The sequence below is a fragment of the Acidisphaera sp. L21 genome (assembly GCF_009765685.1).
GTDB lineage: Bacteria > Pseudomonadota > Alphaproteobacteria > Acetobacterales > Acetobacteraceae > LMUY01.
Genome location: NZ_LMUY01000018.1, coordinates 1 through 26,096 on the forward strand (window position 1 = coordinate 1; position 26,096 = coordinate 26,096).

Annotated in this window: 26 protein-coding genes and 1 tRNA gene; 21 read left to right on the forward strand and 6 right to left on the reverse strand. The window is 67.4% G+C overall.

The genetic code is table 11. The features are described 5' to 3' along the window. The 5 genes from GSQ76_RS04875 to cobJ all read left to right on the forward strand — a co-directional run. Positions 1–1,116: cobaltochelatase subunit CobN (locus GSQ76_RS04875; RefSeq protein WP_174247291.1), on the forward strand; the 1,116-nt coding region annotated here is incomplete at its 5' end. After that, on the forward strand, positions 1,113–1,982 hold the full coding sequence (locus GSQ76_RS04880) for a hypothetical protein (protein WP_158742792.1): 870 nt from the start codon (positions 1,113–1,115) through the stop codon (positions 1,980–1,982). The genes GSQ76_RS04875 and GSQ76_RS04880, both read left to right, overlap by 4 nt. Next, the gene (locus GSQ76_RS04885; protein ID WP_158742793.1) at positions 1,979–2,605 is read left to right on the forward strand and encodes a precorrin-8X methylmutase; all 627 of its coding nucleotides are present in this window, start codon (positions 1,979–1,981) and stop codon (positions 2,603–2,605) included. The genes GSQ76_RS04880 and GSQ76_RS04885 overlap by 4 nt, the downstream gene beginning before the upstream one ends. Then, complete coding sequence (locus GSQ76_RS04890) at positions 2,602–3,351, forward strand: precorrin-2 C(20)-methyltransferase (protein ID WP_158742794.1); 750 nt, start codon at positions 2,602–2,604, stop codon at positions 3,349–3,351. Before GSQ76_RS04885 ends, GSQ76_RS04890 begins: the two co-directional genes overlap by 4 nt. Continuing rightward, complete coding sequence (gene cobJ, locus GSQ76_RS04895; protein ID WP_158742795.1) at positions 3,348–4,097, forward strand: precorrin-3B C(17)-methyltransferase; 750 nt, start codon at positions 3,348–3,350, stop codon at positions 4,095–4,097. The genes GSQ76_RS04890 and cobJ overlap by 4 nt, the downstream gene beginning before the upstream one ends. On the opposite strand, the gene GSQ76_RS04900 is transcribed toward cobJ, so the two are convergent. Continuing rightward, complete coding sequence (locus GSQ76_RS04900) at positions 4,073–4,801, reverse strand: cobalt-precorrin-6A reductase (RefSeq protein ID WP_158742796.1); 729 nt, start codon at positions 4,799–4,801, stop codon at positions 4,073–4,075. The genes cobJ and GSQ76_RS04900 overlap by 25 nt on opposite strands. 14 nt (positions 4,802–4,815) lie before the next feature. On the opposite strand from GSQ76_RS04900, the gene cbiE reads away from it, so the two are divergent. Genes cbiE through cobM form a run of 3 tightly spaced genes read left to right on the forward strand, consistent with a single transcriptional unit; the run spans position 4,816 to position 7,084 of the window. Then, positions 4,816–6,006, forward strand: a complete 1,191-nt coding sequence (gene cbiE, locus GSQ76_RS04905) for a precorrin-6y C5,15-methyltransferase (decarboxylating) subunit CbiE (RefSeq protein ID WP_158742797.1) — start codon at positions 4,816–4,818, stop codon at positions 6,004–6,006. Beyond that, a complete protein-coding gene (locus tag GSQ76_RS04910; RefSeq protein ID WP_254070246.1) occupies positions 6,003–6,347 on the forward strand; it encodes a cobalamin biosynthesis protein in 345 nt (114 codons plus the stop codon). The genes cbiE and GSQ76_RS04910 overlap by 4 nt, the downstream gene beginning before the upstream one ends. Further along, positions 6,344–7,084 (forward strand): precorrin-4 C(11)-methyltransferase, encoded by a 741-nt coding sequence (gene cobM, locus GSQ76_RS04915; protein ID WP_158742799.1) that lies wholly within the window; start codon positions 6,344–6,346, stop codon positions 7,082–7,084. The genes GSQ76_RS04910 and cobM overlap by 4 nt, the downstream gene beginning before the upstream one ends. Here the strand turns inward: cobM and GSQ76_RS04920 are convergent. After that, positions 7,072–8,097, reverse strand: coding sequence for a cobalt-precorrin-5B (C(1))-methyltransferase (locus tag GSQ76_RS04920; RefSeq protein WP_216850906.1), 1,026 nt, complete (start codon positions 8,095–8,097; stop codon positions 7,072–7,074). The genes cobM and GSQ76_RS04920 overlap by 13 nt on opposite strands. 14 nt (positions 8,098–8,111) lie before the next feature. Here GSQ76_RS04920 and GSQ76_RS04925 point away from each other — a divergent pair, with 14 nt between their 5' ends. Genes GSQ76_RS04925 through GSQ76_RS04935 form a run of 3 tightly spaced genes read left to right on the forward strand, consistent with a single transcriptional unit; the run spans position 8,112 to position 11,128 of the window. After that, entirely contained in the window at positions 8,112–9,404 is a 1,293-nt protein-coding gene (locus tag GSQ76_RS04925; protein ID WP_158742801.1) for a cobyrinate a,c-diamide synthase, read from the forward strand. Continuing rightward, positions 9,401–10,396 (forward strand): nicotinate-nucleotide--dimethylbenzimidazole phosphoribosyltransferase, encoded by a 996-nt coding sequence (cobT, locus tag GSQ76_RS04930; RefSeq protein ID WP_158742802.1) that lies wholly within the window; start codon positions 9,401–9,403, stop codon positions 10,394–10,396. Before GSQ76_RS04925 ends, cobT begins: the two co-directional genes overlap by 4 nt. 24 nt (positions 10,397–10,420) lie before the next feature. Then, complete coding sequence (locus GSQ76_RS04935; RefSeq protein ID WP_158742803.1) at positions 10,421–11,128, forward strand: adenosylcobinamide-GDP ribazoletransferase; 708 nt, start codon at positions 10,421–10,423, stop codon at positions 11,126–11,128. A gap of 1 nt (position 11,129) precedes the next feature. On the opposite strand, the gene aspS is transcribed toward GSQ76_RS04935, so the two are convergent. After that, on the reverse strand, positions 11,130–12,914 hold the full coding sequence (gene aspS, locus GSQ76_RS04940) for an aspartate--tRNA ligase (protein ID WP_158742804.1): 1,785 nt from the start codon (positions 12,912–12,914) through the stop codon (positions 11,130–11,132). 62 nt (positions 12,915–12,976) lie between these two features. Beyond that, positions 12,977–13,828: a hypothetical protein gene (locus GSQ76_RS04945; protein WP_158742805.1), complete on the reverse strand. Its 852-nt coding sequence runs from the start codon at positions 13,826–13,828 to the stop codon at positions 12,977–12,979. A gap of 62 nt (positions 13,829–13,890) precedes the next feature. Between GSQ76_RS04945 and queE the strand changes: the two genes are divergently transcribed. Both queE and GSQ76_RS04955 read left to right on the forward strand, forming a co-directional pair. Further along, entirely contained in the window at positions 13,891–14,508 is a 618-nt protein-coding gene (gene queE / locus GSQ76_RS04950) for a 7-carboxy-7-deazaguanine synthase (protein ID WP_158742806.1), read from the forward strand. Next, complete coding sequence (locus GSQ76_RS04955; protein ID WP_158742807.1) at positions 14,493–14,804, forward strand: hypothetical protein; 312 nt, start codon at positions 14,493–14,495, stop codon at positions 14,802–14,804. The genes queE and GSQ76_RS04955 overlap by 16 nt, the downstream gene beginning before the upstream one ends. Positions 14,805–14,840: 36 nt before the next feature. Here GSQ76_RS04955 and GSQ76_RS04960 read toward each other — a convergent pair. Beyond that, positions 14,841–14,915: transfer RNA gene (locus GSQ76_RS04960), tRNA-Val, on the reverse strand. Between the two features lie 73 nt (positions 14,916–14,988). On the opposite strand from GSQ76_RS04960, the gene GSQ76_RS04965 reads away from it, so the two are divergent. The 7 genes from GSQ76_RS04965 to GSQ76_RS04995 all read left to right on the forward strand — a co-directional run bounded on the left by GSQ76_RS04965 (position 14,989) and on the right by GSQ76_RS04995 (position 23,957). Beyond that, on the forward strand, positions 14,989–15,831 hold the full coding sequence (locus tag GSQ76_RS04965; protein ID WP_158742808.1) for a class I SAM-dependent methyltransferase: 843 nt from the start codon (positions 14,989–14,991) through the stop codon (positions 15,829–15,831). A 50-nt stretch (positions 15,832–15,881) separates the two neighbouring features. Then, a complete protein-coding gene (locus GSQ76_RS04970) occupies positions 15,882–16,799 on the forward strand; it encodes an N-formylglutamate amidohydrolase (protein ID WP_158742809.1) in 918 nt (305 codons plus the stop codon). A 175-nt stretch (positions 16,800–16,974) separates the two neighbouring features. Then, positions 16,975–17,829 carry a lytic transglycosylase domain-containing protein gene (locus GSQ76_RS04975; RefSeq protein ID WP_158742810.1) on the forward strand — a complete coding sequence of 285 codons (855 nt, stop codon included), beginning with the start codon at positions 16,975–16,977 and terminating at the stop codon, positions 17,827–17,829. 156 nt (positions 17,830–17,985) lie between these two features. After that, complete coding sequence (locus tag GSQ76_RS04980) at positions 17,986–19,104, forward strand: efflux RND transporter periplasmic adaptor subunit (RefSeq protein WP_158742811.1); 1,119 nt, start codon at positions 17,986–17,988, stop codon at positions 19,102–19,104. Positions 19,105–19,112: 8 nt separating this feature from the next. Then, a complete protein-coding gene (locus GSQ76_RS04985) occupies positions 19,113–22,235 on the forward strand; it encodes a multidrug efflux RND transporter permease subunit (protein ID WP_158742812.1) in 3,123 nt (1,040 codons plus the stop codon). Between the two features lie 115 nt (positions 22,236–22,350). Beyond that, positions 22,351–23,388, forward strand: coding sequence for an acyl-CoA dehydrogenase family protein (locus GSQ76_RS04990; RefSeq protein ID WP_254070247.1), 1,038 nt, complete (start codon positions 22,351–22,353; stop codon positions 23,386–23,388). Continuing rightward, positions 23,385–23,957, forward strand: coding sequence for a class I SAM-dependent methyltransferase (locus GSQ76_RS04995; RefSeq protein WP_158742814.1), 573 nt, complete (start codon positions 23,385–23,387; stop codon positions 23,955–23,957). The genes GSQ76_RS04990 and GSQ76_RS04995 overlap by 4 nt, the downstream gene beginning before the upstream one ends. Here GSQ76_RS04995 and GSQ76_RS05000 read toward each other — a convergent pair. Further along, positions 23,893–25,008, reverse strand: a complete 1,116-nt coding sequence (locus GSQ76_RS05000) for a glycosyltransferase family 2 protein (protein ID WP_158742815.1) — start codon at positions 25,006–25,008, stop codon at positions 23,893–23,895. The two genes, GSQ76_RS04995 and GSQ76_RS05000, sit on opposite strands and share 65 nt — an antisense overlap. 333 nt (positions 25,009–25,341) lie before the next feature. Between GSQ76_RS05000 and GSQ76_RS05005 the strand changes: the two genes are divergently transcribed. Then, complete coding sequence (locus GSQ76_RS05005; RefSeq protein ID WP_158742816.1) at positions 25,342–25,974, forward strand: flavin reductase family protein; 633 nt, start codon at positions 25,342–25,344, stop codon at positions 25,972–25,974. The last annotated feature ends 122 nt before the right edge of the window (positions 25,975–26,096 follow it).

Consider the following 26,096-nt stretch of genomic DNA (forward strand, 5'->3'; position numbering starts at 1 on the left):
GAGCGCGCCGCCCTGCTGGCGGCTCTGGACGGGCGGTTCGTGCAGCCCGGCCCAGCAGGCGCACCCTCGGCCGGCCGAACCGACGTGCTGCCGACCGGGCGCAACCTGGCTGGGGTAGACCCGCGCATGCTGCCCACCCGATCTGCCCTCACCCTGGCGGAACGGGCGGCGACCGATTTGCTGCGTCGACACCGGCAGGACCATGGCGACTGGCCCCGGTCCATCGTGCTGAATGTGTGGGGTAGCTCCGCCATGCGCACCGGCGGGGAGGATATTGCGCTCGCGCTGCTGCTGCTGGGTGTGCGGCCGGTGTGGGACGAGGGCTCGGGCCGGGTGAATGGCTATAGCATCACGCCGATCGCGGAGATGGATCGGCCGCGGGTGGATGTGACGCTGCGGATTTCCGGCCTGTTCCGCGACGCCTTCGCCGCACAAGTGACGTTGTTCGACGCCGCTGCTACCGCAGTTGCGGCGCGGGACGAGGCGGCAGATTGGAACCCGCTGGCCGGGCAAACTGGCCCGCGCGTGTTCGGCCCGGCGCTGGGACAGTATGGCGCGGGCACGGATTGGTTCGCTGCCTCCGTTTCCGGCTACGGCAAGCTGGAAGGTGTCGCCGATGCGGCGGCGCTGGCCGCGCGGGTGCGTGGTGCCGACGCGTTCCTGCACATCCAGGACCATGCAGAAACCGATCTGCTGGACGGCCCGGAATATGCCGCCCATCTCGGCGGCTTCGCAGCGGCGGCCGCGGCGCTGGGTGCGTCCCCGGCGCTGTATCACCAGGACGGCGGGGTGCGAACCGTGGCGGAGCAGGTGGTGCGCGTGGTGCGCGGCCGGGCGGCCAACCCGGTGTGGATCGCGGGCATGATGCGGCATGGCTACGCCGGCGCAGCGGAGATCGCCCGGGCCGTGGACGCCCTCGCCGCCTTTGCTACGACGCTGCCCCAGCGCTTCGACCGTCAATTCGACCTGTTGCACGACGCTACGCTTGGCGCCACCGCGGTAGACGCGTTTCTGCGGCGGGAGAACCCGGACGCCCACGCCGCCATCGCCGCCCGGTTCGGCGCCATGCGCGACGCCGGGCTGTGGCATCCGCGCCGCAACACGGTGGCGGCATGATCCGCGGCTGGTGCCCGACAGTGCACGCACCGATGCCGTCCGGCGACGGGCTGCTGACGCGGGTGAAGCCGTTCGGCGGCCGGTTACCCTCCGCAGCGTTGCGCGCCTTGGCCTCGGCAGTCGCGGAATACGGCAACGGCGCGGTAGAACTGACGGGGCGAGGCAATCTGCAGATCCGGGGTATTCGGAACGCCCCCGCCTTCGCCCGTGCCATGGTCGACGCCGGACTGGCCGATGCCGACCCGGCGCGCGAAGCCCGGCGCAACGTCATCGCCGTGCCGCCCTGCAACGATGCGCTGGTGGCCGAGGCAGAGGCCATACTGGCCGACACGTCAGGACTAGCCCCCAAATTCTGCGTCGTCGTCGCTGATGATGCCGTGTTCCTGGACGGGCTCGCTCTGTCATCCTTGCGCGCCATGACCGGAGCGGGCCGCTTCATCCTGCCCCCTGGCCTTTCCCCTGGCCCGGGTCACCTGCTGCATCCTGCATTTGGCCAAACCGATCCCTGCGGGCTGGGACGACTCGCGGCGTTGGGCGTGGAACTGCGGACCACGCCCTGGCGGGCCTTTCTGTCGCCCGTCCCGTGCGCCGGTTTCTTTCCCACGCCGGGCAGCATCACCGCTTGCCCCGGCGGCCCGGCCTGCGCCAGCGCCACCGTTGCCACACGGGTGGATGCAGAACGGCTTGCTGCCGCTGGGTTCGGGCCGCTGCACGTGTCCGGCTGCGCCAAAGGCTGCGCCCACCCGCGCGCCGCCACCACGCTGGTTGGCCGAAATGGGTTATACGACCTCATCCGCCACGGCCGCGCCAGCGATGCACCGGACCTTCGCGCCCTCACCCTGGACCAGGCCATGACAGCCCTATGACCCGCGACTATATCCGCGACGGCGCCGCGATCTACACGCAATCCTTCGCCACCATCCGCGCCGAAACCGATCTGGGCGGCCGGTCCGAGGTCGAGGCACGGATCGCCGTCCGCATCGTTCACGCCGCAGGCATGACGGAGATAGCGCCGGATCTACGCTTTTCCCCGGGGTTCGCCGCTGCCGCCCAAGCCGCATTGCGCGCCGGCGCCCCAATCCTTTGCGACGCGAAAATGGTCGCGCACGGCATCACCCGCAGCCGCCTACCATCGCAGAACGAGGTAATCTGCACCCTGGACCACCCCGAGACTCCCGCATTGGCCAAGCGCATCGGTAACACCCGATCCGCCGCGGCGCTGGATCTTTGGGGTGACCGGCTGGGCGGCGCCGTCGTCGCAATCGGAAATGCGCCCACCGCGCTGTTCCACCTGCTGGAGTTGCTGGACGCCGGTGCCCCGCCCCCCGCCGCCATCATCGGCCTGCCCGTCGGATTCGTCGGCGCCGCCGAGTCGAAGGCGGCCCTTTGGGACGACGGCCGTGTGCCCTGCCTGGTGCTGCCCGGCCGTCGCGGCGGCAGTGCGATGACCGTGGCCGCGATCAACGCCCTGGCCAGCGACATCGAATGACTGATGCGCCCTCTGGCTCACCCTTTGGCACGCTGTACAGCGTCGGCGTCGGCCCTGGCGACCCGGAATTGCTGACGCTGAAGGCCGCGCGCATCCTGGCCGCCGCACCCGCCTACGCCTATTTCGCCAAGCGCGGCCGGCCCAGCCATGCCCACGCCATCGCCGCCGGGCATCTGCGTCCGGATGCGCAGGCGCTGCGGTTCGACTACCCATTCACCACCGAAATCCCGGTCACCGACCCGCGCTATGCCATGGGGATGACCGCGTTCTACGAAGCCGCCTCCGCCACCATCGGCGCAAAGCTGGAGGAAGGTGTTTCGGTAGCGCTACTGTGCGAGGGCGACCCGTTCTTCTACGGCTCGGCCATGTATGTGTTCGACCGGCTGTCCCCTCGGTTCGCGCACGAGGTCGTGCCGGGCATCACCGGCATGTCCGGCGCCTGGGCCCGCGCCTGCCGGCCGATGACGCATGGCGACGACGTGCTGACGGTGCTGCCCGGTACGCTCGACGGCGCGACCTTGGCGGCGAAGCTGCGCACCACCGACGCCGCCGTCATCATGAAGGTCGGCCGCAACCTGCCAAAAATCCGCGCCGCCTTGGCCGAGTCGGGTCGCAGCGACCAGGCGATCTACGTCGAGCGCGGCACCATGGCGGAGGAGCGGATTGCCAAGCTAGACTCCATCGCCGACGGCCCGGCGCCGTATTTCTCCCTGGTGCTGGTGCCGGGCCGGCGAGGGCCTCGGTGAGCGGCCACCTCGCCATCATCGGGACCGGGCCTGGCGACCCGGGGCTGCTCGCGCCCCGCGCCGCCGCGGCATTGGCGGATGCGACGGATCTGATCGGTTACGGGCCTTATCTGGACCGCATCCCGGAGCGTACTGGGCAAACCCGCCATGCCTCCGACAACCGCGTGGAACTGGATCGCGCCCGCCTGGCTCTACACCTGGCCGCATCCGGACATCGCGTAGCAGTAGTGTCCGCCGGGGATGCCGGCGTATTCGGCATGGCGGCCGCCGTATTCGAGGCTGTGGACGCCGACCCGCAGCACGCCGGGCTGGAGATCGAGGTCATTCCCGGCATTTCCGCCTTGCTTGCCGCCGCCGCCCGATTGGGTGCCCCGCTGGGACATGATTTCTGTGCCATTTCCCTGTCCGACAATCTGAAGCCGTGGCCCACCGTGCTTGCCCGGCTACGCGCCGTGGCGGAAGCAGGGTTCGTCATGGCATTGTACAATCCCATCTCGCGCGCCCGCCCCTGGCAGCTTGGCGCCGCGTTCGAGGCGTTGCGGGCGGTGCTGCCAGGGCAAACGCCGGTCGCCTTCGCCACCGCGATCAGCCGGGCGGATGAGCGGGTGGAGATCCTGTCGCTTGCCGACGCTGACCCGTTGCGCGCGGACATGCGCACGCTGGTCATGGTGGGGACCGCCGCCACTCGCAGTATTGCGCGGCCGGGTGGGGGCGCGTGGCTCTACACCCCGCGCAGCGCCGCCTGAGCATGCAGCCACGCCAGCGCCCCAGCCGCGTCGCGCACCACCACACCGGCGGGGGGCGGCGGCCGGTCGACCATTATCACGCGCACGCCGAGTGCCCGGGCAGCTGCCAGTTTACTTGCGACAGCAGAACCGCCGGAATTCTTCGTCACCAGCGTGTCGATCGCATGGGACTGCATCAGGGCGCGGTCATCCCCCTCGGTAAACGGGCCACGCGCGGTGATGATCGTGGCGCCCACCGGTGCATCGGGCGGCGGATCGACGGAGCGGACCAGATAGCGATGCGGTGGCCCGAACACGGCCAATTCACCCTGCCCCACCGTCAGGAACACCTGCCGCGGCCGATGCCCGAGTGCTTCCGCGGCGGCCTGCATGTTGGGCACCAAACTCCAGTCATCACCGGGCTGCGCGAGCCAGGCGGGGCGCAAGACGACGACGCGGGGAATAGCGACCTGCGCCGCGTTCGCTTTCATCCGGGCGGCGAAAGGGTGGGTTGCGTCTATCAACGCCTGCATGCCCTCCCGTTGCAGATAGTCCGTCAGCCCGGCGACGCCACCGAACCCGCCGACGCGCCACGGGATTGGCGGCTTCGCGGGGGATCGGGTGCGACCGGCCAAGGACAACACCGGGTTGAACCGGCGATCATCCGCCAATGCCCGGGCGATCGCCGAGGCCTCCGTCGTTCCACCCAGAATCAGTACTCGCATGGGCGGGTTGTGGCATGACCACCCGCTGGCTCGCCATCGTCGGCATTGGAGAGGACGGGCATCTGCCGCCCGCAGCCCACGACGCAGTCGCACGGGCCGCGCTGGTTGTTGGTGGGCGGCGGCACCTGGCCTTGGCAGAAGCCGCAATCACCGGGGAAAAACTGCCGTGGCCGAGTCCAATGGACGGGGCCTACGCCACGATCCTTGCCAGGCGCCCGGGACCGGTGGCGGTGCTGGCCTCCGGCGATCCGTTCTGTTTCGGGGTTGGAACCGCCCTCGCCCGGCTCGTACCGATGGCGGAGATCATCTGCCATCCCGCACCCTCCGCGTTTGCCCTGGCAAGGGCGCGACTCGGTTGGTCGACGGTGGAGGAGTTGTCGGTCTGCGGCCGCCCGCTCACCGCCATCGTGCCGCATCTGCAACCTGGCGCGCGACTCCTGGTGCTATCCGCCGACGCCTCCAGCCCGGGCGCGTTGGCCGCCCTGCTGCAGGCACGCGGCCTCGGCGAGTCGGAGATCATCGTGCTGGAGGCGATGGGCGGCTTGGCCGAGCGCATGCGTCACGCGACCGCCCAGGGGTTCGACCTAGAAGATGTGCACGCGCTGAACACAGTGGCAATCACCGTGAAAGGCCCGGTAACCCAACATCTTGCTACAGGCCTGTCGGACAGTCTGTTCGAGCACGATGGCCAACTGACCCGACGCGAAATCCGGGCCGTCACCTTGTCCAGCCTGGCGCCGCGCCGTGGCGAATTGCTGTGGGATGTCGGCGGGGGCGCCGGATCGATCGGCATCGAGTGGATGCTGCGCCACCCGGCCAACCGCGCCATCGCGATCGAGCCGGACCTCGCGCGTGTCGCCCGCATCGCGCAGAACGCAACCACGCTGGGGGTGCCCGGACTGGTGGTGGTGGAAGGCGGCGCGCCCGGCGCCCTGGCCGGGTTGCCGCCGCCCGATGCAATATTCCTCGGCGGCGGCGCACATCGGCCCGGTGTCATCGACACGGCCTGGGGCGCCTTACCCCCTCAAGGCCGTATCGTCGCCAACGCCGTGACGATCGAGACGGAAATGACGGTCATGGCTGCCCAGTCGCGGCTCGGCGGCACATTGCTACGTCTGAGCCTGGAGCGGATGGACAGTGTCGGCACGATGCACGCCTTCCGTCCGGCCATGACCGTCACCCAATGGGCGGCGGTGAAGCCGTGATCGTCGCTGGCATCGGGTGCCGGCGTGGCTGCCCGGCCGAGGATATCGTGGCCCTGGTGCGCCAGGCCGGCGGCGCCGACGCACTGGCCGCCCCCGCGTGGAAGCACGGCGAGGCGGGGATTGCCGAAGCCGCGCGCCTGCTGGACCTGAACCTGCGCTTCATTGACGACGCCGCCCTGGCTGCGGTGCAGGACCAGTGCCCGACGCGATCGGCTGCCGTTGCTCGGGCAACCGGCCATGCCTCGGTCGCGGAAGCCGCAGCCCTGGCCGGCGGCGGGCGGCTGGTGCTGGCGCGGATCGCCGGCGGTTTGGCGACCTGCGCCCTGGCGGAGCATCCATGACCATCCATTTCATTGGCGCTGGCCCGGGCGCAGCCGACCTCATCACCCTTCGCGGCGCCCGGCTGCTCGCCGCCTGCCCCGTCTGCCTCTACGCCGGGTCGATCGTGCCACCGGAGATGCTGGCGCATTGCGCACCCGGCACCCGCCTCGTCGACACTGCGTCTATGGATCTCGACGCGATCGAGCAGGAATTCGTCACCGCCGATTCCGCCGGGCAGGACGTGGCACGGCTGCATTCGGGCGACCTCTCGCTTTACAGCGCCGTGGCGGAGCAACTTCGCCGGCTGGATCGGCGCGGCATTCTCTACACGCTCACGCCTGGCGTCCCCGCCTTCGCGGCCGCCGCTTCCGTGCTGGGGCGCGAATTGACGGTGCCAGGCGTGGCGCAAACCATCGTGCTCACCCGCGTGTCGGGCCGCGCGTCCGCCATGCCGCCGGGCGAGGCGCTCGCCGCCTATGCCGCGACGGGGGCGACACTGGCGATCCATCTCGCGGCCGCCCTGCTGGGCCAAACGCTTGCCGCGCTCGTGCCGCATTACGGGGCCGATTGCCCGGCCGCCCTCGTGGTGCGCGCCACCTGGCCGGAGGAACGAATTGTCCGCGCCACGCTCGGCACGCTGGACGCGACGGGCGTGGATCGCACGGCGCTGCTTCTGGTCGGCCGGGCGTTAGAGCCGGCGGATTTCCGCGAGAGCGCGCTGTACAGCCCGGATTACGTCCGGCGCTACCGCTCGTGACGCCCGACAAGGCGGCCTGCCCGATCGAACACCACGATTTCCAATGCCACGGGTGCGCCCTCCAGCGCGGTGTTGGCGGTGTGCCACGCGCCTTGCGCCACCGCCTCGCCCAGGCTTGGCGCAAGCATGAACGCCTCCGCCACCGTGTTGGCTTCGGCCACGCCGGGCACGCCGGCAAGGGCCGCCAGTTCGGCCATGTCGACCGCGCCGCGTTTGCTGTGCAGATCCAGCCGGCCCTGGGCCAGCTTCGCCATTTTCGCGACACCGCCGGCGATGGTCAGCTTCGGCACTGGATGGCGCCGCAGATAACGCAGCAGGCCGCCGACGAAATCGCCCATCTCGATCAGCGCGATCTCTGGCAACCCGTGCAGAGCTGCGATTGCGGCCTCGCTGGTGCTGCCGGTGGCGCCGGCGATGTGGCCGATCCCGGCAGCCCGCGCGACATCGATGCCGCGATGGATGGAGTCGATCCAGGCGGCGCAGGAATACGGCACCACGATGCCGGTCGTGCCCAGGATGGACAGGCCGCCGACGATGCCCAGCCGGCCATTCAGCGTCCGCTCCGCCAGGCGAGCGCCGTTTTCGACGCCGATTTCCACCTCCACGTCGGCCCGCCCCACTTCCGCCAACGCGTCGCGGATCATCTGGCGGGGCATGGGGTTGATCGCCGGCTCCCCCGGCGGCAGCGGCAGGCCGGCCCGGGTGACCGTGCCAACCCCAGCGCCGGCGCGAAAACTGATGCCGGGGCCAGCGGCGGACACACGCACACGGATCAGCGCGCCGTGGGTGACGTCCGGGTCGTCCCCGGCGTCCTTCACGATGGCGGCGTGGGCGCCGTCGTGATCGAGCCGGGTTTCGGCCAGCGCAAACGCGACGCGGCCGCCGCGGGGCAGCGGGATCTCCACCGGGTCGGGGAACATGCCGGTGCGGAGCGCGGTGAATGCCGCCTTCGCCGCCGCCGCCGCACAGGCGCCGGTGGTCCAACCGCGCCGCAGATTCGTCCCGTTCTCCACCCCGGCAGCATAGCATGACCACGCGCGGCTGGCTGGTGGCGGCCCCACGTTCCGGTGGCGGCAAGACGACGGTGACGCTGGCGCTGGTGGCGGCGCTGCGTCGCCGGGGCGTTCGGGTGCGCACGGCGAAATCCGGGCCGGATTATATCGACCCGGCTTTTCACGCAGCCGCCTCCGGCGCGCCCGGCGTGAATCTGGATAGTTGGGCGATGCCGCCGCCATTGCTGGACCGGCTGTTCACCCAGGCCGCCGAAGGTGCCGAGTTGCTCGTGGTGGAAAGCGCGATGGGCCTGTTCGATGGCGTCGCCGGGCCAACCGGCCGCACCGGCAACGCCGCCGACCTGGCAGCACGCTATGGCCTGCCCGTGTTGCTGGTGCTGGACGTGACCGGCCAGGCACAAACCGCCGCGGCCGTCGCCCAAGGCATCGCCCGCTTCGACCCGGCAGTGCGCGTCGGTGGCGTCATCCTCAACCGCGTCGGCAGCGACAAACACCGCCGGTCGGTGGAGGCCGCAATGCGCCTGCCTGTGCTGGGCGTGGTGCCACGTGACGCCGGGCTGGCGCTGCCGGAACGCCATCTGGGCCTGGTGCAGGCCGCAGAACACCCAGCGCTCGCCGCCCAATTGGAACGGCTGGCCGACATGGCGGAGCGTTGCCTGGATTTGGACGCGCTGCTGGACGTATCCCCGTTCCCGGCCATGCCGGGCCAGCCAGGCAATACCAATCTGCTGTCCCCGCCTGGCCAGCGCATTGCCATCGCCAGCGACGCCGCGTTCTCCTTTACCTATCCGCATTTGCTGCGTGCGTGGCGGGAGGCTGGGGCCGAATTGCTCCGCTTCTCGCCGTTGGCCAACGAGCCGCCACCCGACAGCGCCGACATTTGCTGGCTGCCCGGCGGCTACCCCGAACTGCACGCGCCGGCGCTAGCCGTGGCCGATCGCTTCCACGCCGAGTTGCGCCGCTTTGCCGAAACCCGCCCGGTGCACGGCGAGTGCGGCGGTCACATGGTACTGGGCGCTGCACTCACTGCCGCGGACGGGTCGACGCATCCCATGACCGGGTTGCTGGGCCACATCACCAGCTTCGCCCAGCGCGGCCTGCATCTCGGCTACCGCCGCGCCACCCTGCCGGACGGCACTGTGCTGCGCGGCCACGAATTCCACTACGCCACCGTCACCCAACCCGGCGACGACGCCCCCTACGCCACCGTGGAGGACGCTGCCGGCGCGTCGCTCGGCCCCACGGGCGGGCGGCGGGGATACGTCACCGGCTCCTTCTTCCACGCCATTGCCCGCGAGACCGCATGACCTCCGACGAACTCCGCCTCGCCCTCACCACCCTGCCGGCCGGCGATGACGCCGCGGCCGCCACCGTCGCGGCCCGGCAGGATACGCTCACCAAACCGCCCGGCAGCCTCGGCCGGTTGGAGACGCTGGCCGCCTGGCTCGCCCGCTGGCAAGGGCGGGCGGTGCCGCGTCTGGATCAGGTGGAGATCATCGTGTTCGCCGGCAATCACGGCGTGGTGGCCCGCGGCGTGTCGCCCTACCCGGCGGAGGTGACGGCGCAGATGGTGGCGAACTACGCGGCCGGGGGCGCCGCCATCAACCAACTGGCCAAGATCGCCGGCGCCACCCTGCGCGTCGTGCCGCTGGAACTGGACAGCCCCACCGCCGACATGGCGACCGCCCCGGCCATGACTCCGGCCGAATTCGCCACCGCCTTCAGCATCGGCCACGCCACGGTGGCGCCCGGCACAGACCTGCTGTGCCTAGGCGAAATGGGCATCGGCAACACCACCGCCGCAGCGGCCCTCTGCACCGGGCTGTTCGGGGGCGAAGACTGGACCGGCCGTGGCACCGGCGTGGACGACGCCGGGCTGGATCGCAAACGCGCCGCTGTCACCGCCGCCGCCGCCCGCCACGCCGGGCACGACGCACTGGAACTGGCGCGCTGCCTTGGCGGTCGGGAATTGGCGGCGATTGCGGGTGCGGTGATTGCAGCCCGGCAACTCGGCATCCCCGTGCTGCTGGACGGATTCGTCTGCACCGCTGCCGTCGCGCCGCTGGCCGTGGCGCAGCCAGGTGCGCTCGACCATTGCATCGCCGCCCATGTCTCGGCCGAGGCAGCGCATCGTCGCTTGCTGGACCGACTAGGCCTGCCGCCTTTGCTGGATTTCGGTATGCGGCTGGGCGAGGCATCCGGCGCCGCCCTGGCCGTGCCACTGCTGCGGGCAGCGCTGGCGTGCCATACCGGGATGGCCACGTTTGCAGAGGCCGCCGTCGCCAACCGCCCCGCGTGAAGTGGTGGGCATGAGGTGGTGGGCATGAAGCGGTGGGCCGAACTTGTTGGCGCCACAACCTTGCTCACCCGGCTTCCTGTCGGCGGCTTGGTCGCCACGCATCCATCCGCCGCCGCCTGCGTCTGGGCCTACCCGGTGGTGGGTGCTCTGGTCGGGGGCATCGGCGCGGCGGTGTTGGCGATAGGGTTACGGTTGGGCTTGTCCCAACCGGTCGCGGCGATTTGGGCGCTGGCAGCCATCGTGCTCGCGACCGGCGGCTTGCATGAAGACGGGTTGGCCGATACGGCCGACGGCTTCGGCGGTGGCCGCACCGTCGAGCGGAAATTGGCCATCATGCGCGACAGCCGCATCGGCAGCTACGGCGCGTTGGCGTTGGGGTTCAGCCTGGCGCTGCGCCTGGTCGCCCTCGCGCTTTCAACGCACCCCGCGGTCGCACTGATCCTCGCCGGGGTGTTGGGGCGCGGCGCGATGCTGCTGCCCCTATTACTACTGCGCGCGGCCCGACCGGATGGCCTGGCCGCCACCCTGGAAACCCCCAGCCGCACCGCAATCGGCGCCGGTCTGCTGATCGCCGCCGCCGCATCCTGGTTCGCACCCACCGCCGGACTAGCCGCGTTGCTCGCCGGGCTGGCACTCACGGCGCTGGCCCGGCGGCAGATCGGCGGCTACTCGGGCGATGTGTTCGGGGCCACCGAACAACTCGCCGAGTGCGCCGCCCTCTCCATCTTGTAGTCTACGCCTTCTTCACCGGCGGCAGATCCAGCTTCAGGTGCAGTTCCTTCAGTCGCGCCGGGGTCTGCATCGATGGCGCGCCCATCATCAGATCCTGGCCCTGCTGGTTCAGCGGGAACAGGATCACCTCGCGGATGTTCGGCTCGTCGGCCAGCAGCATCACGATGCGGTCGATACCGGGTGCCGAGCCACCATGCGGCGGTGCGCCGTAGCGGAAGGCGTTCAGCATGCCGCCAAACCGCGCCTCCACCTCGTCGGCGCCATATCCGGCGATCTCGAACGCGCGGATCATGATGTCGGGGCGATGGTTGCGGATCGCGCCGGACGACAATTCCACGCCGTTGCAGACGATGTCATATTGGAACGCCTTTATCGTCAGCGGATCCTGCGTGTTCAGCGCCTCCAACCCACCCTGCGGCATCGAGAACGGGTTGTGGCTGAAATCGATCTTCCCACTCTCCTCCTCGATCTCATACATCGGGAAGTCGGTGATCCAGGCCAGGCGGAAGGCGTTCTTCTCGAATAGGTCCAGCTCGGTGCCGATGCGGTTACGCACGGCACCGCTGAACTTCGCCGCCTCCAGCTTCTCGCCGGCCGCGAAGAACACCGCATCCCCCGCCTGCAGCCCACAGGCGACGCGAATCGCCTCCACCCGCGCCGGCTCCAGATTCTTGGCGATCGGGCCCTTGCCGCCCTCGGCCTCGAACTGGATGTAGCCGAGCCCGCCGGCGCCCTGCTCGCGCGCCCATTCGTTCAGCTTGTCGAAGAATCCGCGCGGCTTCGGCCCTGCACCCGGCGCCGGGATCGCCCGCACCACCCCGCCGGCCGCCGCGATCTTCGCGAACAGTCCAAATCCCGACCCGGCGAAATGCTCGGTCACGTCGGTGATCTTCAGCGGGTTGCGCAGATCCGGCTTGTCGGAGCCGTATTCCAGCAGCGCCGTATCGTACGGGATGCGCGGGAACGCGCCCTCCGTCACCACATGGCCACCACCAAACTCCTTGAAAACCCCGCCGATGATCGGCTCCAGCGTGGTGAACACGTCTTCCTGCGTCACGAAGCTCATCTCGAAATCGAGCTGGTAGAACTCGCCGGGCGACCGATCGGCCCGCCCGGCTTCGTCGCGGAAGCAGGGAGCGATCTGGAAATACCGGTCGAACCCGGCGACCATCGCCAATTGCTTGAACTGCTGCGGCGCCTGCGGCAGGGCGTAGAACGCGCCCGGATGAATGCGCGACGGCACCAGGAAGTCGCGCGCGCCCTCCGGCGAGGACGCTGTCAGGATCGGGGTCTGGAACTCGGTGAACCCGGCGGCGAGCATTTGCTTGCGCAGATAGGCGATCACGCCCGCCCGTAGCATCATGTTGCGATGGATCTTGTCCCGCCGCAGATCCAGGTAGCGGTAGCGCAGCCGCAACTCCTCGGACGTCGCGGCCTCGCCCGCCACCGGGAAGGGCAGCACGGCGGCGACGGATTGCACCGTCAGCGCCTCGGCCCGGACCTCGATCTCGCCCGTCGGCAGCTTCGGGTTGATCGTTCCACCCTCGCGCTTGACCACGGTGCCGGTGATGGTGACGACGCTTTCCACCCGCAGCGCGTCGGCCTCGGCAAACACGGCGGAGCCATTGGGAAACACCACCTGGGTCAGCCCATGATGGTCCCGCAGGTCGATGAACAGCAGACCGCCATGGTCGCGCTTGCTGTGCACCCAGCCAGAGATGCGGGCGGTGGCGCCGGCGTCGCTGGCGCGCAACTGGTCGCAGGTATGGGTGCGGTAGGCGTGCATGGCGCGTCGTCCGATGGTTGGGGCGGCAAAGCGGGCTTGTTAGCCCCGCCGGGCGCGGTTTGCTAGCGGGCGGGCCCGGGCACCTGCCCCGCAAGCTGTTCCAACGAGACCATATCCTCTACCCGCCAGTCCTCCGGCATCAGCATGATGGAGCGACCTTTCGGCAGATACCATAGGAGCCGGCTGCATTGGACGGACCAGTTGGCGCTGGCCTCCAAGTCGCTGCGCTTGCGGCCGACCACCAGGTTGCGGCTGGGGCGCAACCCCGGATCCACCATCAGCCGCACCCGCGGGTCGGCAATGCCCCAAGCGCCGCGCATGTGGTTCAGCAAGGCGCGGGCGCTGTAGACGGGCAGATAGTGCACGGATGGAGAGCCGAGCAGGACCTGGCGCGCATCCCTCACCGTTTCGGTGCGGCCCCAGCCGTCCTCCAGCGATTCGGCCGCGTCCGGCGCCTCCCGCTGGTCCATCGGGTCGCCCAGCCAAGTATCATAGCGCAGCAGGCAGTCCAGCATGCCCGGCGGCAACACGTATTGCGCGGCATCCACCGGGTCGCTGGCGGAGGCGAACAGGGCGATGCCGGTGGCGCGTTCCAGGCAGATCGCGGCCACGTTGGCGATCGACGTCTCCTTGAACCGCTTCGTCTCGGGAACATTGATCCGAAGATAGGGGAAGCCGTCGGTCCCGGTGATGACGGCCGGGTCTGCCACCAGCAGCGCGGCGTTCCAGGCGGCGTCGAAGAATGCCTCGGTCCACGCGGCATCGCGCCGGCCGCGTGGCAGGTCCAGCAGGGTGCGCAAGACCTGCGTCTTCCCCCGGTCGAAAATGCGTGTCCGATCCACCGCAAAGCGCCGCCCCGGCACCGGTTGCTTGAGTGCCGCACGGAGGTTGAACAGTCTCGGCAGCTTCATCATGTGCGCTTCAAGTTGCTTTGGCCCTTCATCGGCAGCAGAACACCGCCCGTAAGGAGTTGGTGGTGACCTATACCGTCCACGAGATTTTCCTGACCCAACAGGGCGAGGGGGTCAATCTGGGCCGCACCTGCGTGTTCGTCCGGTTCGCCGGGTGCAACCTGTGGTCCGGCCGGGAGCAGGATCGCGCCGCAGCGGTCTGCCGGTTCTGCGATACCGAGTTCGTTGGTGGCGCGAAATACCGCTCGGCCGACGAGTTGGCGGACGCGATTGCCGCGCATTGGCCCGCCGGGCAACCCGGCCGCCGCTTGGTGCTGACGGGTGGGGAACCGCTGATGCAGGTGGATCCCGCGCTGCTTGCGGCACTAAAGGCACGCGGCTTCTGGATCGCAGTGGAAACCAACGGCACCCAGGCGCTGCCCGGCCCGGTGGACTGGCTGTGCGTCAGCCCGAAGGCCGGCGCGCCGTTGACGCTGGCGGGCGGCGACGAATTGAAACTCGTCTACCCCCAGCCCGGCGCCGAACCGGAGCGCTTTACTGCGTTCACCGCCACCGAGCGTTGGCTGTCGCCGATGGACGGGCCGGAAATCGTGGCCAACACCGCCGCCGCCTCCGACTACTGCAAGGCACACCCGGTCTGGCGGCTGAACATCCAGGCGCACAAGTCGTGGAATATCCCGTGATCACCCGGCGCGCGGCCACAGTACCGTTGGAAATCGCGCATCGTGGGGTCGATGGCGTGTTGCACGGCCATAGCCTGACGGCTGAGGTCTGGACCGCCGCCGCTGTGGATCTGGACGATTGGCGCCGCGCCGTCACCGCCGTGGCGGCCGAGATCGAGGGCATGCTGGAAGAAACCATCCGCGCCCGTACGTTCGAGGATGTGGCCGAGATCTTCCTCGACCGCCTGCCCAAGTCCGACCGCGTCATCATCCGCCTGCCGACGCGCGGACATGCGGTCGAGGCTGTTCGCGAATAACGCGACGATTCAGGACATTTGCGAGGTAAAATTGCGTGGTGGGCGCGACAGGGATTGAACCTGTGGCCACCGCCATGTCAAGGCGATGCTCTACCGCTGAGCTACGCGCCCACGCAGGCGCTCTGTCTATCGTGGCGCCCGCCCATGCGCAAGCGAGCAGCCCGACGAAAAGGGAATACCCCCCATGACTGTTCCAGGGCCTGATTCTGCCGCCGCCGAGTGGCGCTCGCTCAACCAGGCCAACTGGGACGAGCGGGTGCCGGTGCACCGGGCCGTCCCATTCTACGACCTTCAGCCACTTCGCGCCGGCAATGCCAAGATGAACGCGATCGAGGAAGCGGAGCTGGGCCCAGTCGCCGGGCTGCGCGTGCTGCATTTGCAATGCCATTTCGGCAATGACAGCCTCATCCTGGCCAGCCGCGGCGCCTCTGTCACCGGGCTGGACTTCTCCCCGGCCGCGATCGAGGCCGCGCAGCAGAACGCCCGGGATCTTGGGCTGGACGCCCGCTTCGTCCTGTCCGACCTCTACGCCGCACGCGAGGCGATCCCCGAGCCGGCATCGTTCGACCTGGTCTATATCACCTGGGGCACGATCTGCTGGCTGCCCGACGTAGTCGAGTGGGCGCGCATCATCGCCTACTTCCTGCGACCCGGCGGCCGGCTGTATTTCGCCGACTTCCATCCCGCCGCCACCGTGCTGGACGATTCTGCGTCGCCGCCAGACGGCCGGCCAGCCTGGTTCGCGCCGTATTTCGACCCGAACCCGCTGGTGATCGACGATCACACCGACTACGCCGACCCGGACGCCCGGCTTCAGAACCCACGCACGATCCAATGGCTGCACCCGCTGGCCAGCATCGTCACCGCCCTGCTGGCCGCCGGGCTGCGACTGGATCGGCTGAGCGAACACCCCCGCATCGCCTGGAAGGCCTTCGCGTGCCTGGTGAGGGATGCGGATGGCTGCTGGACCTGGCCGGATCGGCCATGGTTCCCACTGGCGCTATCGCTTGGCATGACAAAGTCATAGGGGTGTGATCGTCGGATGACACGGACCGGAAGGAAGGCTTCTATATACTGATGGACCTCGCCACGCCCGCGCCTGACCCCACCCTCGAATCCCCCGCCCCCTACATCATCCTGCGCCCCCCGGTGCAGCTTGCGCCGCTGGTCGTCGCCTCCCCGCACTCGGGCCGTTACTACGCGCCGGAATTCCTCAGCGCCGCCCGGCTCGGCCCCTTGGACCTGCGCCGCAGTGAGGACTCCTTCGTTGAGGAGTTGTTTCAGTCGGCCGTCACCCACGGCGCCCCCTTGCTATGCGCCCAATTCCCTCGCGCCTTCTGCGACCCGAACCGGGAGGCGTGGGAGTTGGATCCGACCATGTTCGCCGACGCGCTGCCGCCCTGGGTGAATACCACCAGCCCCCGCGTCGGCGCCGGGCTGGGCACGATCGCGCGGGTGGTGACGTCGGGCGAGTCGATCTACCGCGGCAAGTTGCAGTTTGCCGACGCACAGGCCCGGGTGGCGACGTGCTGGCAACCCTATCACGACGCCCTGGCCGGACTGATCGCGGACACGCAGCTGGAGTTCGATTGCTGCCTGCTGATCGACTGCCATTCCATGCCCGTGGGCAGTGGCCGGTTTGGCGGCCCAGATTTCGTGCTGGGGGACGCACACGGCACCGCCTGCATGCCGCAGATCACCGCCCTGGTGGAACGGGTGCTCCGCGAATTCGGCTACGAGGTACGGCGGAATGACCCGTATGCCGGCGGCTACGTCACCCGGCATTACGGCCGGCCCCGCTACGGCGTGCACGCCCTGCAGATCGAGGTTGCTCGACGTCTCTACATGGACGAATCGGTGCTGGAGCGATCGGGCGGGTTCAACCCATTACGGGCCCAGCTGGATATTTTGATGCAGCATGTCGCCGCCGCCTGCGCCGGGATCATGGCCCCCGCCAAAAAAGAAGGCGGTGCCTCACGGCACCGCCAAGTTTAGGGAGGAAACGTCCAAGAAGCAGCGAGACCGAAGCCTCACTGCGAGTAGGAAGTTAGCCAAGCCGCCCCGTCCTCGCAAGCACTTTTTTGCAGTGCAGCATTTCTTTCCCGCACGCGTGCCCAGCACCCGTGAAATCATCAAGGATCCAGAAACCATTCTGCACCATCCTGCGCCTATGAAGCGGTTTGTCCTGATCGTCGGCGCGCTGCTGGCAGCCGTCCCTTTCAACGGCGCAGATGCGCGCGCTTTAGCGCAGCCTGCCGCCAGCATTCCCGCCCCGTCCGCCCTATGCCGCGCCGCTATTCTGCAAGCCGAGCGCGGCGGCCATGTGCCCGATCGTTTGCTGGACGCGATCGCTGTGGTGGAAAGTGGCAAGCGCGACCCCGTCAGCGGCGCCGTGTATCCCTGGCCCTGGACCATCAATGCCGAGGGCGTGGGCCATTGGTATGATAGCAAGGCCGAGGCGATTGCAGCTGTGCAGGCCTTGCAGGCGCGCGGCGTTCGCTCGATCGACGTCGGGTGCATGCAGGTGAACCTGATGCATCACGCGGACGCGTTTTCCAGCCTGGATGCCGCGTTCGATCCGATGATCAATGCGGCGTACGCTGCGAAATTCCTGCAGCAATTGTTCAACCAGACCAATGCCTGGCCGCTGGCTGCGGCAGCGTATCACTCCTTTACGCCGGATGTCGGTGCGGATTATGCCCGCAAGGTCCTAGCAGCCTGGGGCGTGCCGCAATTGCCGGTGGGCGCACAAGCTGTGACCGCCGGGACGGCGCGCGCCCCCGGAGTGCCCGCACCCATGCAGATGGCGCAGGCTGGGGCGGGAATGCCCGGCAGTATTGCAGGCGGCGCCGGTGGCCGTGTGGCAGTGATGCTGCCCATGGGCCACGAAGCCCCGCGCACGATGGCGCTCGGTGGCAACATCCCGGCTGGACGCGGCGCCATGCCGGTCATGGCAATGCGCGGACTGGATGCATACAGGGCTATGCCAATCAGCTTCGCCGCCCGCCCGACAGGCCGTTTTTAGCGATTTTCGACCCGAACAGGAGTCGCTTTTCGCCGCAGATTGCCCCAATTTGCAGGCGTTTCAGATCGTGAACATTTTTCCATGTAACGATTGATGTAGAGCACAGATCAAACTGATATGTGCTGCGCTGCACAAACAGTATCGCGGGGGTGATCTATGGTGAGACTCGGTGTTGTCGCAGGGGTTCTATCACTCGCCATCGCAGCGCCTGCGTTTGCGCAGCAAGCCTCCGGAGTCCCAGTCAGCACCGCCAACGCCCAGCGGGCCGATGTGCCGATCATCACCCGCGGTATCGGCACCGTGCAGGCCCTGCAATCCGTGCTGGTGCGCGCCCGAGTCGATGGCACGGTCGAGAAGATCGCCTTCACCGAGGGCCAGGACGTCAAGCCCGGCGATCTGCTCGCGATCATCGATCCCCGCCCCTACCAGGCCGCCTACGACCAGGCAGTCGCTAAGAAATCTGCCGACATGGCGCAGCTTGGCAACGCGAAGCGAGATCTGGTCCGCTATTCCGACCTCGCTAAAAGCGAATTCGCCTCCCGCCAGAGCGTGGACACCCAACAGGCCTCCGTCTCGCAGACCACGGCCACCACCCAGGCCGACGACGCCCAGATCGCGATGGCCAAGCTGAACCTCGATTTCAGTCGGATCGTGTCCCCGATCGACGGCCGGGTCGGCCTGCGCCTGGTGGACCAGGGCAACCTGATCCACGCCAACGACTCCGCCGGGATCGTGACGGTCAACCAGATCCATCCGATTTCGATGCTGTTCACCCTGCCGCAGGATGTGTTCCCCACCGTGCAGGATTCGATGCGCGCGTCGACCGAGCCGCTGAAGGTGATCGCCTACAGCTCCGACGATAAGGAGAAGCTGAGCGAGGGGACGCTGCTGACGATGGACAACGCCATCGACACTAGCACCGGCACAATCAAGCTGAAGGCCCAGTTCCACAACCGGGACGACCGGCTATGGCCCGGCCAATTCATCAACGCCCATCTACAGCTCAGCATCGCCAAGAACGTCATCACCGTTCCGTCCACCGCGGTGCAGCGCGGGGTGAACGGGCTGTACGTCTATGTCGTGAAGTCGGGTGACGTCGCGGGGCTGGTGCCGATTGAGGCCGGGCAGGATGACGGCCGGGTGACGATCGTCACCAAAGGCTTGACAGGCACGGAGAAGGTCGTGACCGGCGGCCAATCCCGGCTCACCGATGGCACACGTCTTGCCTTGAGCGCGCCATCAAGTTCGGCGACACCAGCAAAAGCAGGCGGCTAGACCATTCTATGAGCATCTCATCGCCCTTCATCCGCAAGCCCATTGCAACATCGCTGCTGATGGCGGCCCTGCTGCTGGTGGGCATCGCCGCCTACCCGCTGCTGCCAGTGGCGCCATTGCCGCGCGTGGACTTTCCCACCATCGCCGTGTCCGGCAGCCTACCCGGGGCCAGTCCCGAAACGATGGCATCGACCGTGGCCCAGCCGCTAGAGCGGCAATTCGCCCAGATCTCCGGCGTGTCGCAGCTGACCTCGATCAGCGTGCAGGGCAATACCCAGGTGACGGTGCAGTTCGACCTGGACCGGAACATCGATGCCGCCGCCGGTGATATCCAGGCCGCCATCAACGCCGCCGGCGGCCAGTTGCCGAAGAACCTGCCCAGCCCGCCGACCTATCGCAAGGTCAACCCGGCGGACAGCCCGATCCTCATCTTGTCCGTCCAGTCCGACACCCTACCGCTGATCGAGGTGGATGACTGGGCCGACAACATCCTCAGCCAGCAGATCTCCCAGATTTCCGGCGTGTCCCAGGTCTCCATCGGTGGCGAGCAGAAGCGCGCCGTCCGCGTCCAGGTCGACCCTGCGCGGCTGGCCGCCATGGGCATGACATTGGAGGACGTGCGGCAGACCCTGACCAACGTCACGGTCAACACCGCCAAGGGCAGCATCGACGGGGATCGGCAGGCCTTCGCCATCTACGACAACGACCAGTTGACCAAGGCCGACCACTACGAGGGCGCCATCATCGCCTATCGCAACGGCGCCCCGGTGCGCGTTCGCGATATCGGCCGCGCGATCGACGGGCCGGAGAACGCCAAACTCGCCGGCTGGCAGAACGGCAAGCGCGGCATCCAGTTGCTGATCTTCAAGCAGCCCGGCGCCAACGTCATCGATACCGTCAACAAGATCCGCGATGAGCTGCCGCGCCTGCAGGCCGCCATTCCCCCCAGCGTGCGTGTGGAAACCATCATCGACCGCACGCAGACCATCAAGGCCTCGGTCGAGGACGTGCAGTTTACGCTGCTGCTATCCATCGCCCTGGTGGTGATGGTGATCTTCGTGTTCCTGCGCAATTTCTGGGCGACCGTCATCCCCAGCATCACCGTGCCGCTGGCCTTGGTCGGCACCTTCGCCGTGATGTACGTGATGGGCTACAGCCTGGATAACCTGTCGCTTATGGCGCTCACCATCGCGGTTGGCTTCGTGGTCGACGACGCCATCGTCATGCTGGAGAACATCTACCGCTACGTCGAAGAAGGCATGAACCCGATGGAGGCGGCGCTGCGCGGCGCCGGGGAAATCGGCTTCACCATCATCTCCATCAGCATCTCGCTGATCGCCGTGTTCATTCCGCTGCTGCTGATGGGCGGCATCGTCGGCCGCCTATTCCGCGAGTTCGCCATGACGGTGGCCATCGCCGTGGTGGTATCGGGCATCATTTCACTGACATTGACGCCGATGATGTGCTCGCGCTTCCTCAAGCATCACAGCGGCGAGCACGGGCGGATGTATCGTATCATCGAAGGGATGTTCGATGCGCTGATCGGTGGCTACCGCCGGACGCTGGACATCGCCCTGCGCTTCCGCTTCGTCACGCTGATGGTGTTCTTCTGCACCCTGGGCATCACCGGCTACTTGTATGTCCAGATCCCCAAGGGCTTCTTCCCGCAACAGGATACCGGCGTCATCATCGGCATCACCGAAGGGGCGCAGGACATCTCCTTCCAGGAAATGTCCCGCCGCCAGCAGGCCCTGGGCGCCATCATCGGTGCGGATCCGGACGTGCAGTCCTATTCGTCCTCGATCGGTGCGGGCCTTGGGGGGCAGACCGGCAATAATGGCCGTCTATATATCGCGCTGAAGCCGTTCAGTGAGCGCACGGCGAGCGCCCAGCAGATCATCGCACGCCTCCGGGATAAAACCCGGGTGGTCGAGGGTGCGCAGGCATTCATGCAGCCGGCGCAGGACATCAACATCGGCGGCCGGCTGTCCCGCACCCAGTATCAATTCACCCTGCAGGATGCCGACCTTTCGGAGCTGTATCAGTGGGCGCCGAAGGTGCTGGACAAGCTGCGCGGCTTGGGGACCCTCCGGGATCTGGCGACGGACCAGCAGATGTCCGGCACCACCGCGACGTTGACGATCGACCGCGATGCGGCCTCCCGCTTCGGCATCACCCCGCAGCTGATCGACGACACACTGTATGATGCGTTCGGTCAGCGGCAGATCACCCAATACTTTACCCAGATCAACTCATACCATTTGATTCTGGAGGTCCCGCCAGACATGCAGGGCCGGGTCGACACGCTGGGCAAGCTGTATGTGAAATCCGCCTCGGGCGTGGCTGTTCCGCTAAGCTCGTTCGTGAAGATTGACACCAATCCGGTGTCATCCCTGTCACTGTCGCATCAAAGCCAGTTTCCGGCGGTCACGCTGTCGTTCAACCTGGCACCGAACGCGGCGCTGGGTGATGCGGTGAACGAGATCCAGGGCGCAATGGCCGCTATGGGCTCGCCAGCAACGTTGCGCGGTACCTTCCAGGGCACGGCGCAGGCGTTCCAGTCCTCGCTCAGTAGCCAGCCTTACCTGATCGCGGCGGCGCTTATCACCGTCTACATCATCCTCGGCATCCTGTACGAGAGCTACATTCTGCCGCTCACCATCCTGTCGACCCTGCCTTCGGCCGGCGTCGGTGCGCTGATGATGCTGATGATCGCCCATTACGACCTGTCGATCATCGCGCTGATCGGCGTGATCCTGCTGATCGGCATCGTGAAGAAGAACGGCATCATGATGGTGGATTTCGCCATCTCTGCCGAGCGTCGCGATGGTGAGACGCCGTTGAACGCCATTCGCCAGGCTTGCCTGCTGCGGTTCCGGCCCATTCTGATGACGACGATGGCTGCCATGCTGGGCGGCTTGCCGCTGATGCTGGAGGGCGGCGCCGGGTCCGAACTGCGCAAGCCGCTGGGCTACGCCATGGTGGGCGGATTGCTGCTGAGCCAGATACTGACGCTCTACACCACCCCGGTGATCTATCTATACCTGGACAAGCTGCAGCGTTGGCTAGCCCCGCGCCGCCGCAGCAACATGCCGAGCCTGGCCGAAAAGATGGGTGCTACGGCGGACTAACGCCACTTTCTATCGGATCCGTAAGCCCCGTCCTGGAACCCCGGGCGGGGCTTTGCGTATGGGGGCGGTGAACCAACTTACTGTTTCGCTTCTCTCCCGGATGGAAGCACTCGTCGTGCCGCTGCAAGACCGGGCCACGATGTGGGACCTTTCAGCCACCTTCCCCGCCGACGACATCGAAGATCTTCGGGCGGCTGGGCTGTTGCAAGCGATCGTCCCTGCACATCTGGGCGGATTGGGCCTGGGCACAGAGCCGGACGGCGCCTTAGGGGCACTGGCGTTACTGCGCCTGTTAGGCCGCGCAAACTTAGCGCTTGGACGGCTGGTGGAGGCGCATATCAACGCGTTGCGCCTGGTCTTCCGCTTGGCTGACCCGGCGTTGCAGCAGCGTGTGGCGCAGGACGCGAAGGACGGCAAACTGGTCGGCCTGTGGGTCACCGACCCGCCGGGCGATGGTCTACGGATCAGCGCCGACGGGATGCTCAACGGGCATAAGCAATTTTGCTCCGGTGCCGGCCATATCGACGCCGCCGTCGTGACAGCGCTGGACGAGGCCGGCGGTGCCCGTCTGGTCTATGTGCCCATCGGCACCGGCCTCACGGCTAGCCCGCTCACTGGCGGCCTGTCCGGCATGCGGGCGGCAACGACAGGCCAGGTCGCCTTCGACAGTGCCGCCGGCACCGTGTTCGGCAAGCCGGACGACTATCTGGCCGAACCGGATTTCTCCTGCGGCGCCTGGCGCACTTCGGCCGTGACACTCGGCGGGCTGGAGGCGCTGTCCCAGCAACTGCGTAGCCAGTTGGTCTCCCGCCATCGTCACGGCGACCCGCACCAGCAGGCCCGGGTCGGCCAGGCCATGATCGCCACCGAAACCGCACGCCTTTGGATGGCGGAGGCCGCGGTCCAGGCCGAATCCGAACCGAATGATATCCCGGCTGCCATCAGCTATGTCGGACAAGCGCGTCTGGCGGTGGAACGCGCCTGCCTGGAAGTGATGGAATTGAGCCAGCGATCCCTCGGTGTGGCGGCCTTTCTGCGGTCCAACCCGGTGGAGCGGATTTGCCGCGACCTCTCCACCTACCTCCGTCAACCTGCCGCCGACATGGTGCTGACCGAGGCCGCCATCTTCGGCATGGAGAACATCCCCCGATGAGCCGTTGGACAGAACCGGTTTCGCAAACCTGGCTGGAACAGCTGTATACGGCAGACCCGGACCCATGGAATTTTACCAATAGCGACTACGAGCGTGCAAAATACGCCGCCACTCTCGGCGCCCTTCCACCGGGTAAATTTGCCAACGCACTGGAAATCGGCTGCTCAATTGGCGTGTTCACCCGCCAGTTGGCGGAGCGGTGCGGCACGCTTCGGGCGATCGATGCCTCCGAAGCTGCGCTGGTGAAGGCGCGCGAGCATTGCCCTGGAGTCCAGTTCGAACGTCGTTTTATCCCGGGCGAGTGGCCACAGGGCCGCTATGACCTGATCATGTTTTCCGAGATCCTCTACTTCCTCGACCGGGCAGCCATCAGCGCCACCGCCAAACTAGCCCTAACCGATTTGCAGCCCGGCGGAGTCATCCTTCTGGTCAATTACCTCGGCGCCATGTCTTTCCCGTGTACCGGGGACGAGGCGGCCGAGTTGTTCATCGAAATGACGGGCCTTACGCCAGCCCTTCAGATTCGAGAGACAGATTACCGGCTGGATCGGCTAGACCACCCGGGCTAGGCCGCAGGATCGACTCGGCAACCAGCATCTGGGTCGGCAGATCCCACACCGGAACCAGGTTGCGTCGCAACGCGGGGGATGCCGCTTCGACCCGGTCCCATGCCTGGCCGAAATGTCGCGTATGCAACATCGCCGTCAGTTCCATCGCGGGCAAATCCAGGCGCGCTGCCAGGGCGGAGCGGTCCCGTGCAGGATCCAGATAGGCCTGGCGCAGTTCGGCGCGGCAGAGCGCACGCCGCACGCAGTCGGTGGCGGGTTCCAGGCGATCGTCCAGAAATGGGTCGGGTTTGCCCATGCGACGCTGGATCGTGTCCGCCATCCCGCCGGGGCTGCGCCCCGTGATACGCCCGGAAACGCTGACATGCACCGCAGGCGAGTGACGCACCCTGGCATCGACCCGACGCAACGCCGCGATCAGCGCACGATCTTCGCCCGATGGCACAAGTGGCACTCCGCCACATCTGGCGAAAGCAGCGGCGGTCACGGCGATGCTGGCGCCAGAATGCTGGGTGTGTCGCGGCATCGGATCGGCCGGATCAACATCGAGCCGCGCGTGGATCTCATCGGATAGGGCGTCATAAGCGCATTCCCGCGCGTCATCCTCGTGCAAGGCGATGGGGATCTGGCCCCACTCGATCGGATGTAGATCAACCCAACCAGCCACGACATCCGCCCCGGCGCGCAACTCGTCCAGCGCAGCGGCGACCCAGTCCGGATCGACCACCCCGTCCGCATCGGTCGTCATCAGCACACCGTCCGGTCCGGCCAATTCGGCGGCCAGGTCCATCGCCAGGCTGCGGGCATGGCCGGCATTGGCCTCGCCGGGCGGGAAGTCCCGCTCGATCACGTGCACGCGGGTTTGGGGATCGGGAATGAAGGCGCGGGCGATTGCCGCGGTGGCATCGGTCGAATTATTGACCAGCAACACGATGTGATCCACCCGTGCCCCGATCTGGGCGTTCAACGCGTCGAGGCACGCCGCAATTCGCTCGACCTCGTCCTTGGCGGGAATGGCGACCACGACTGGTCCAAGGGCGGCTTTGTCTTGCATGCCCGAATGACGCCGGGCCGAGGGTCGAAGTTGCTTGGTTCACGCACCAAAAACACAGAAGGCCCCGGCTTACGCCGAGGCCTTCCCATTGTGCCGGACGGTCACACCGTCAGACGAGAGGTGTCAAGCCAGGCTCTGTACCAAGGCGAAACCCCAGGTCACGGCGGCGGACTGAGCGATCGGACAATGAGACACTGGATCACCTCCTTTCAGTAAGTTGCGAAGACCTCGAACATGGGCGCGATGCAGGGGACTGGCAAGACTCTCATCCCGTGGTGGACAGCATGCTGCGGCGCCGCGAGACTACGCCCCTGCGAACTCAGGTGATCCAATATGGAATTCGACTTTCAGACGCTCTCCGGCAAGGACCGCTACAAGCTTCTGGTGGCCACTGTCGTGCCGCGCCCCATTGCCTGGGTCGTAACCCAATCCGCATCGGGCGTGGTCAACGCAGCCCCCTACTCGTTCTTCAACGCCATCGCCGGGTCGCCGCCCTTACTGGCGATCAGCATCGACGGTCGCGATGGGGAGCGGAAGGATACGGCGGTCAACATCCGCCATTCCGGCCAGTTCGTCGTCAACCTGGTGAACGACGCGATGTCGCACGACATGGTCGTCACCGCCATCGACTTCGACCCTACGGTCAGCGAAACCACCGAGGCCAAGCTGGCCACCACGCCGTCTATCAAAATCGCACCGCCACGGATCACCGCGAGCCCTGTCGCATTCGAATGCGAGATCTTCCAGACCGTGGAACTTCCCGGCAACCGGGATCTCGTGCTCGGCCACGTGGTGATGATGCACGTCGTGGACGAGGCAGTCATGGATGCCGCCCGCTGTTACATCGACACGCCGAAATTGGACCTGGTGGGCCGGATGCATAGCGGCGGATGGTATTCCCGCACGCGTGACCAGTTCGAGATCCCGCGCATCGATGTCGCCGACTGGAAAACCTCTGCCGGGTAGATCGCCAGGTGGGGCCTAGCTGGCCCCGCCCGCCCAGCACACCAGCACGGTCTCGCCCTCGTCCGCCCCGTGGTCGCGTAGCCATCGGTAGAGTTGGTATTCGGAAATGTTGATTTCGCGAG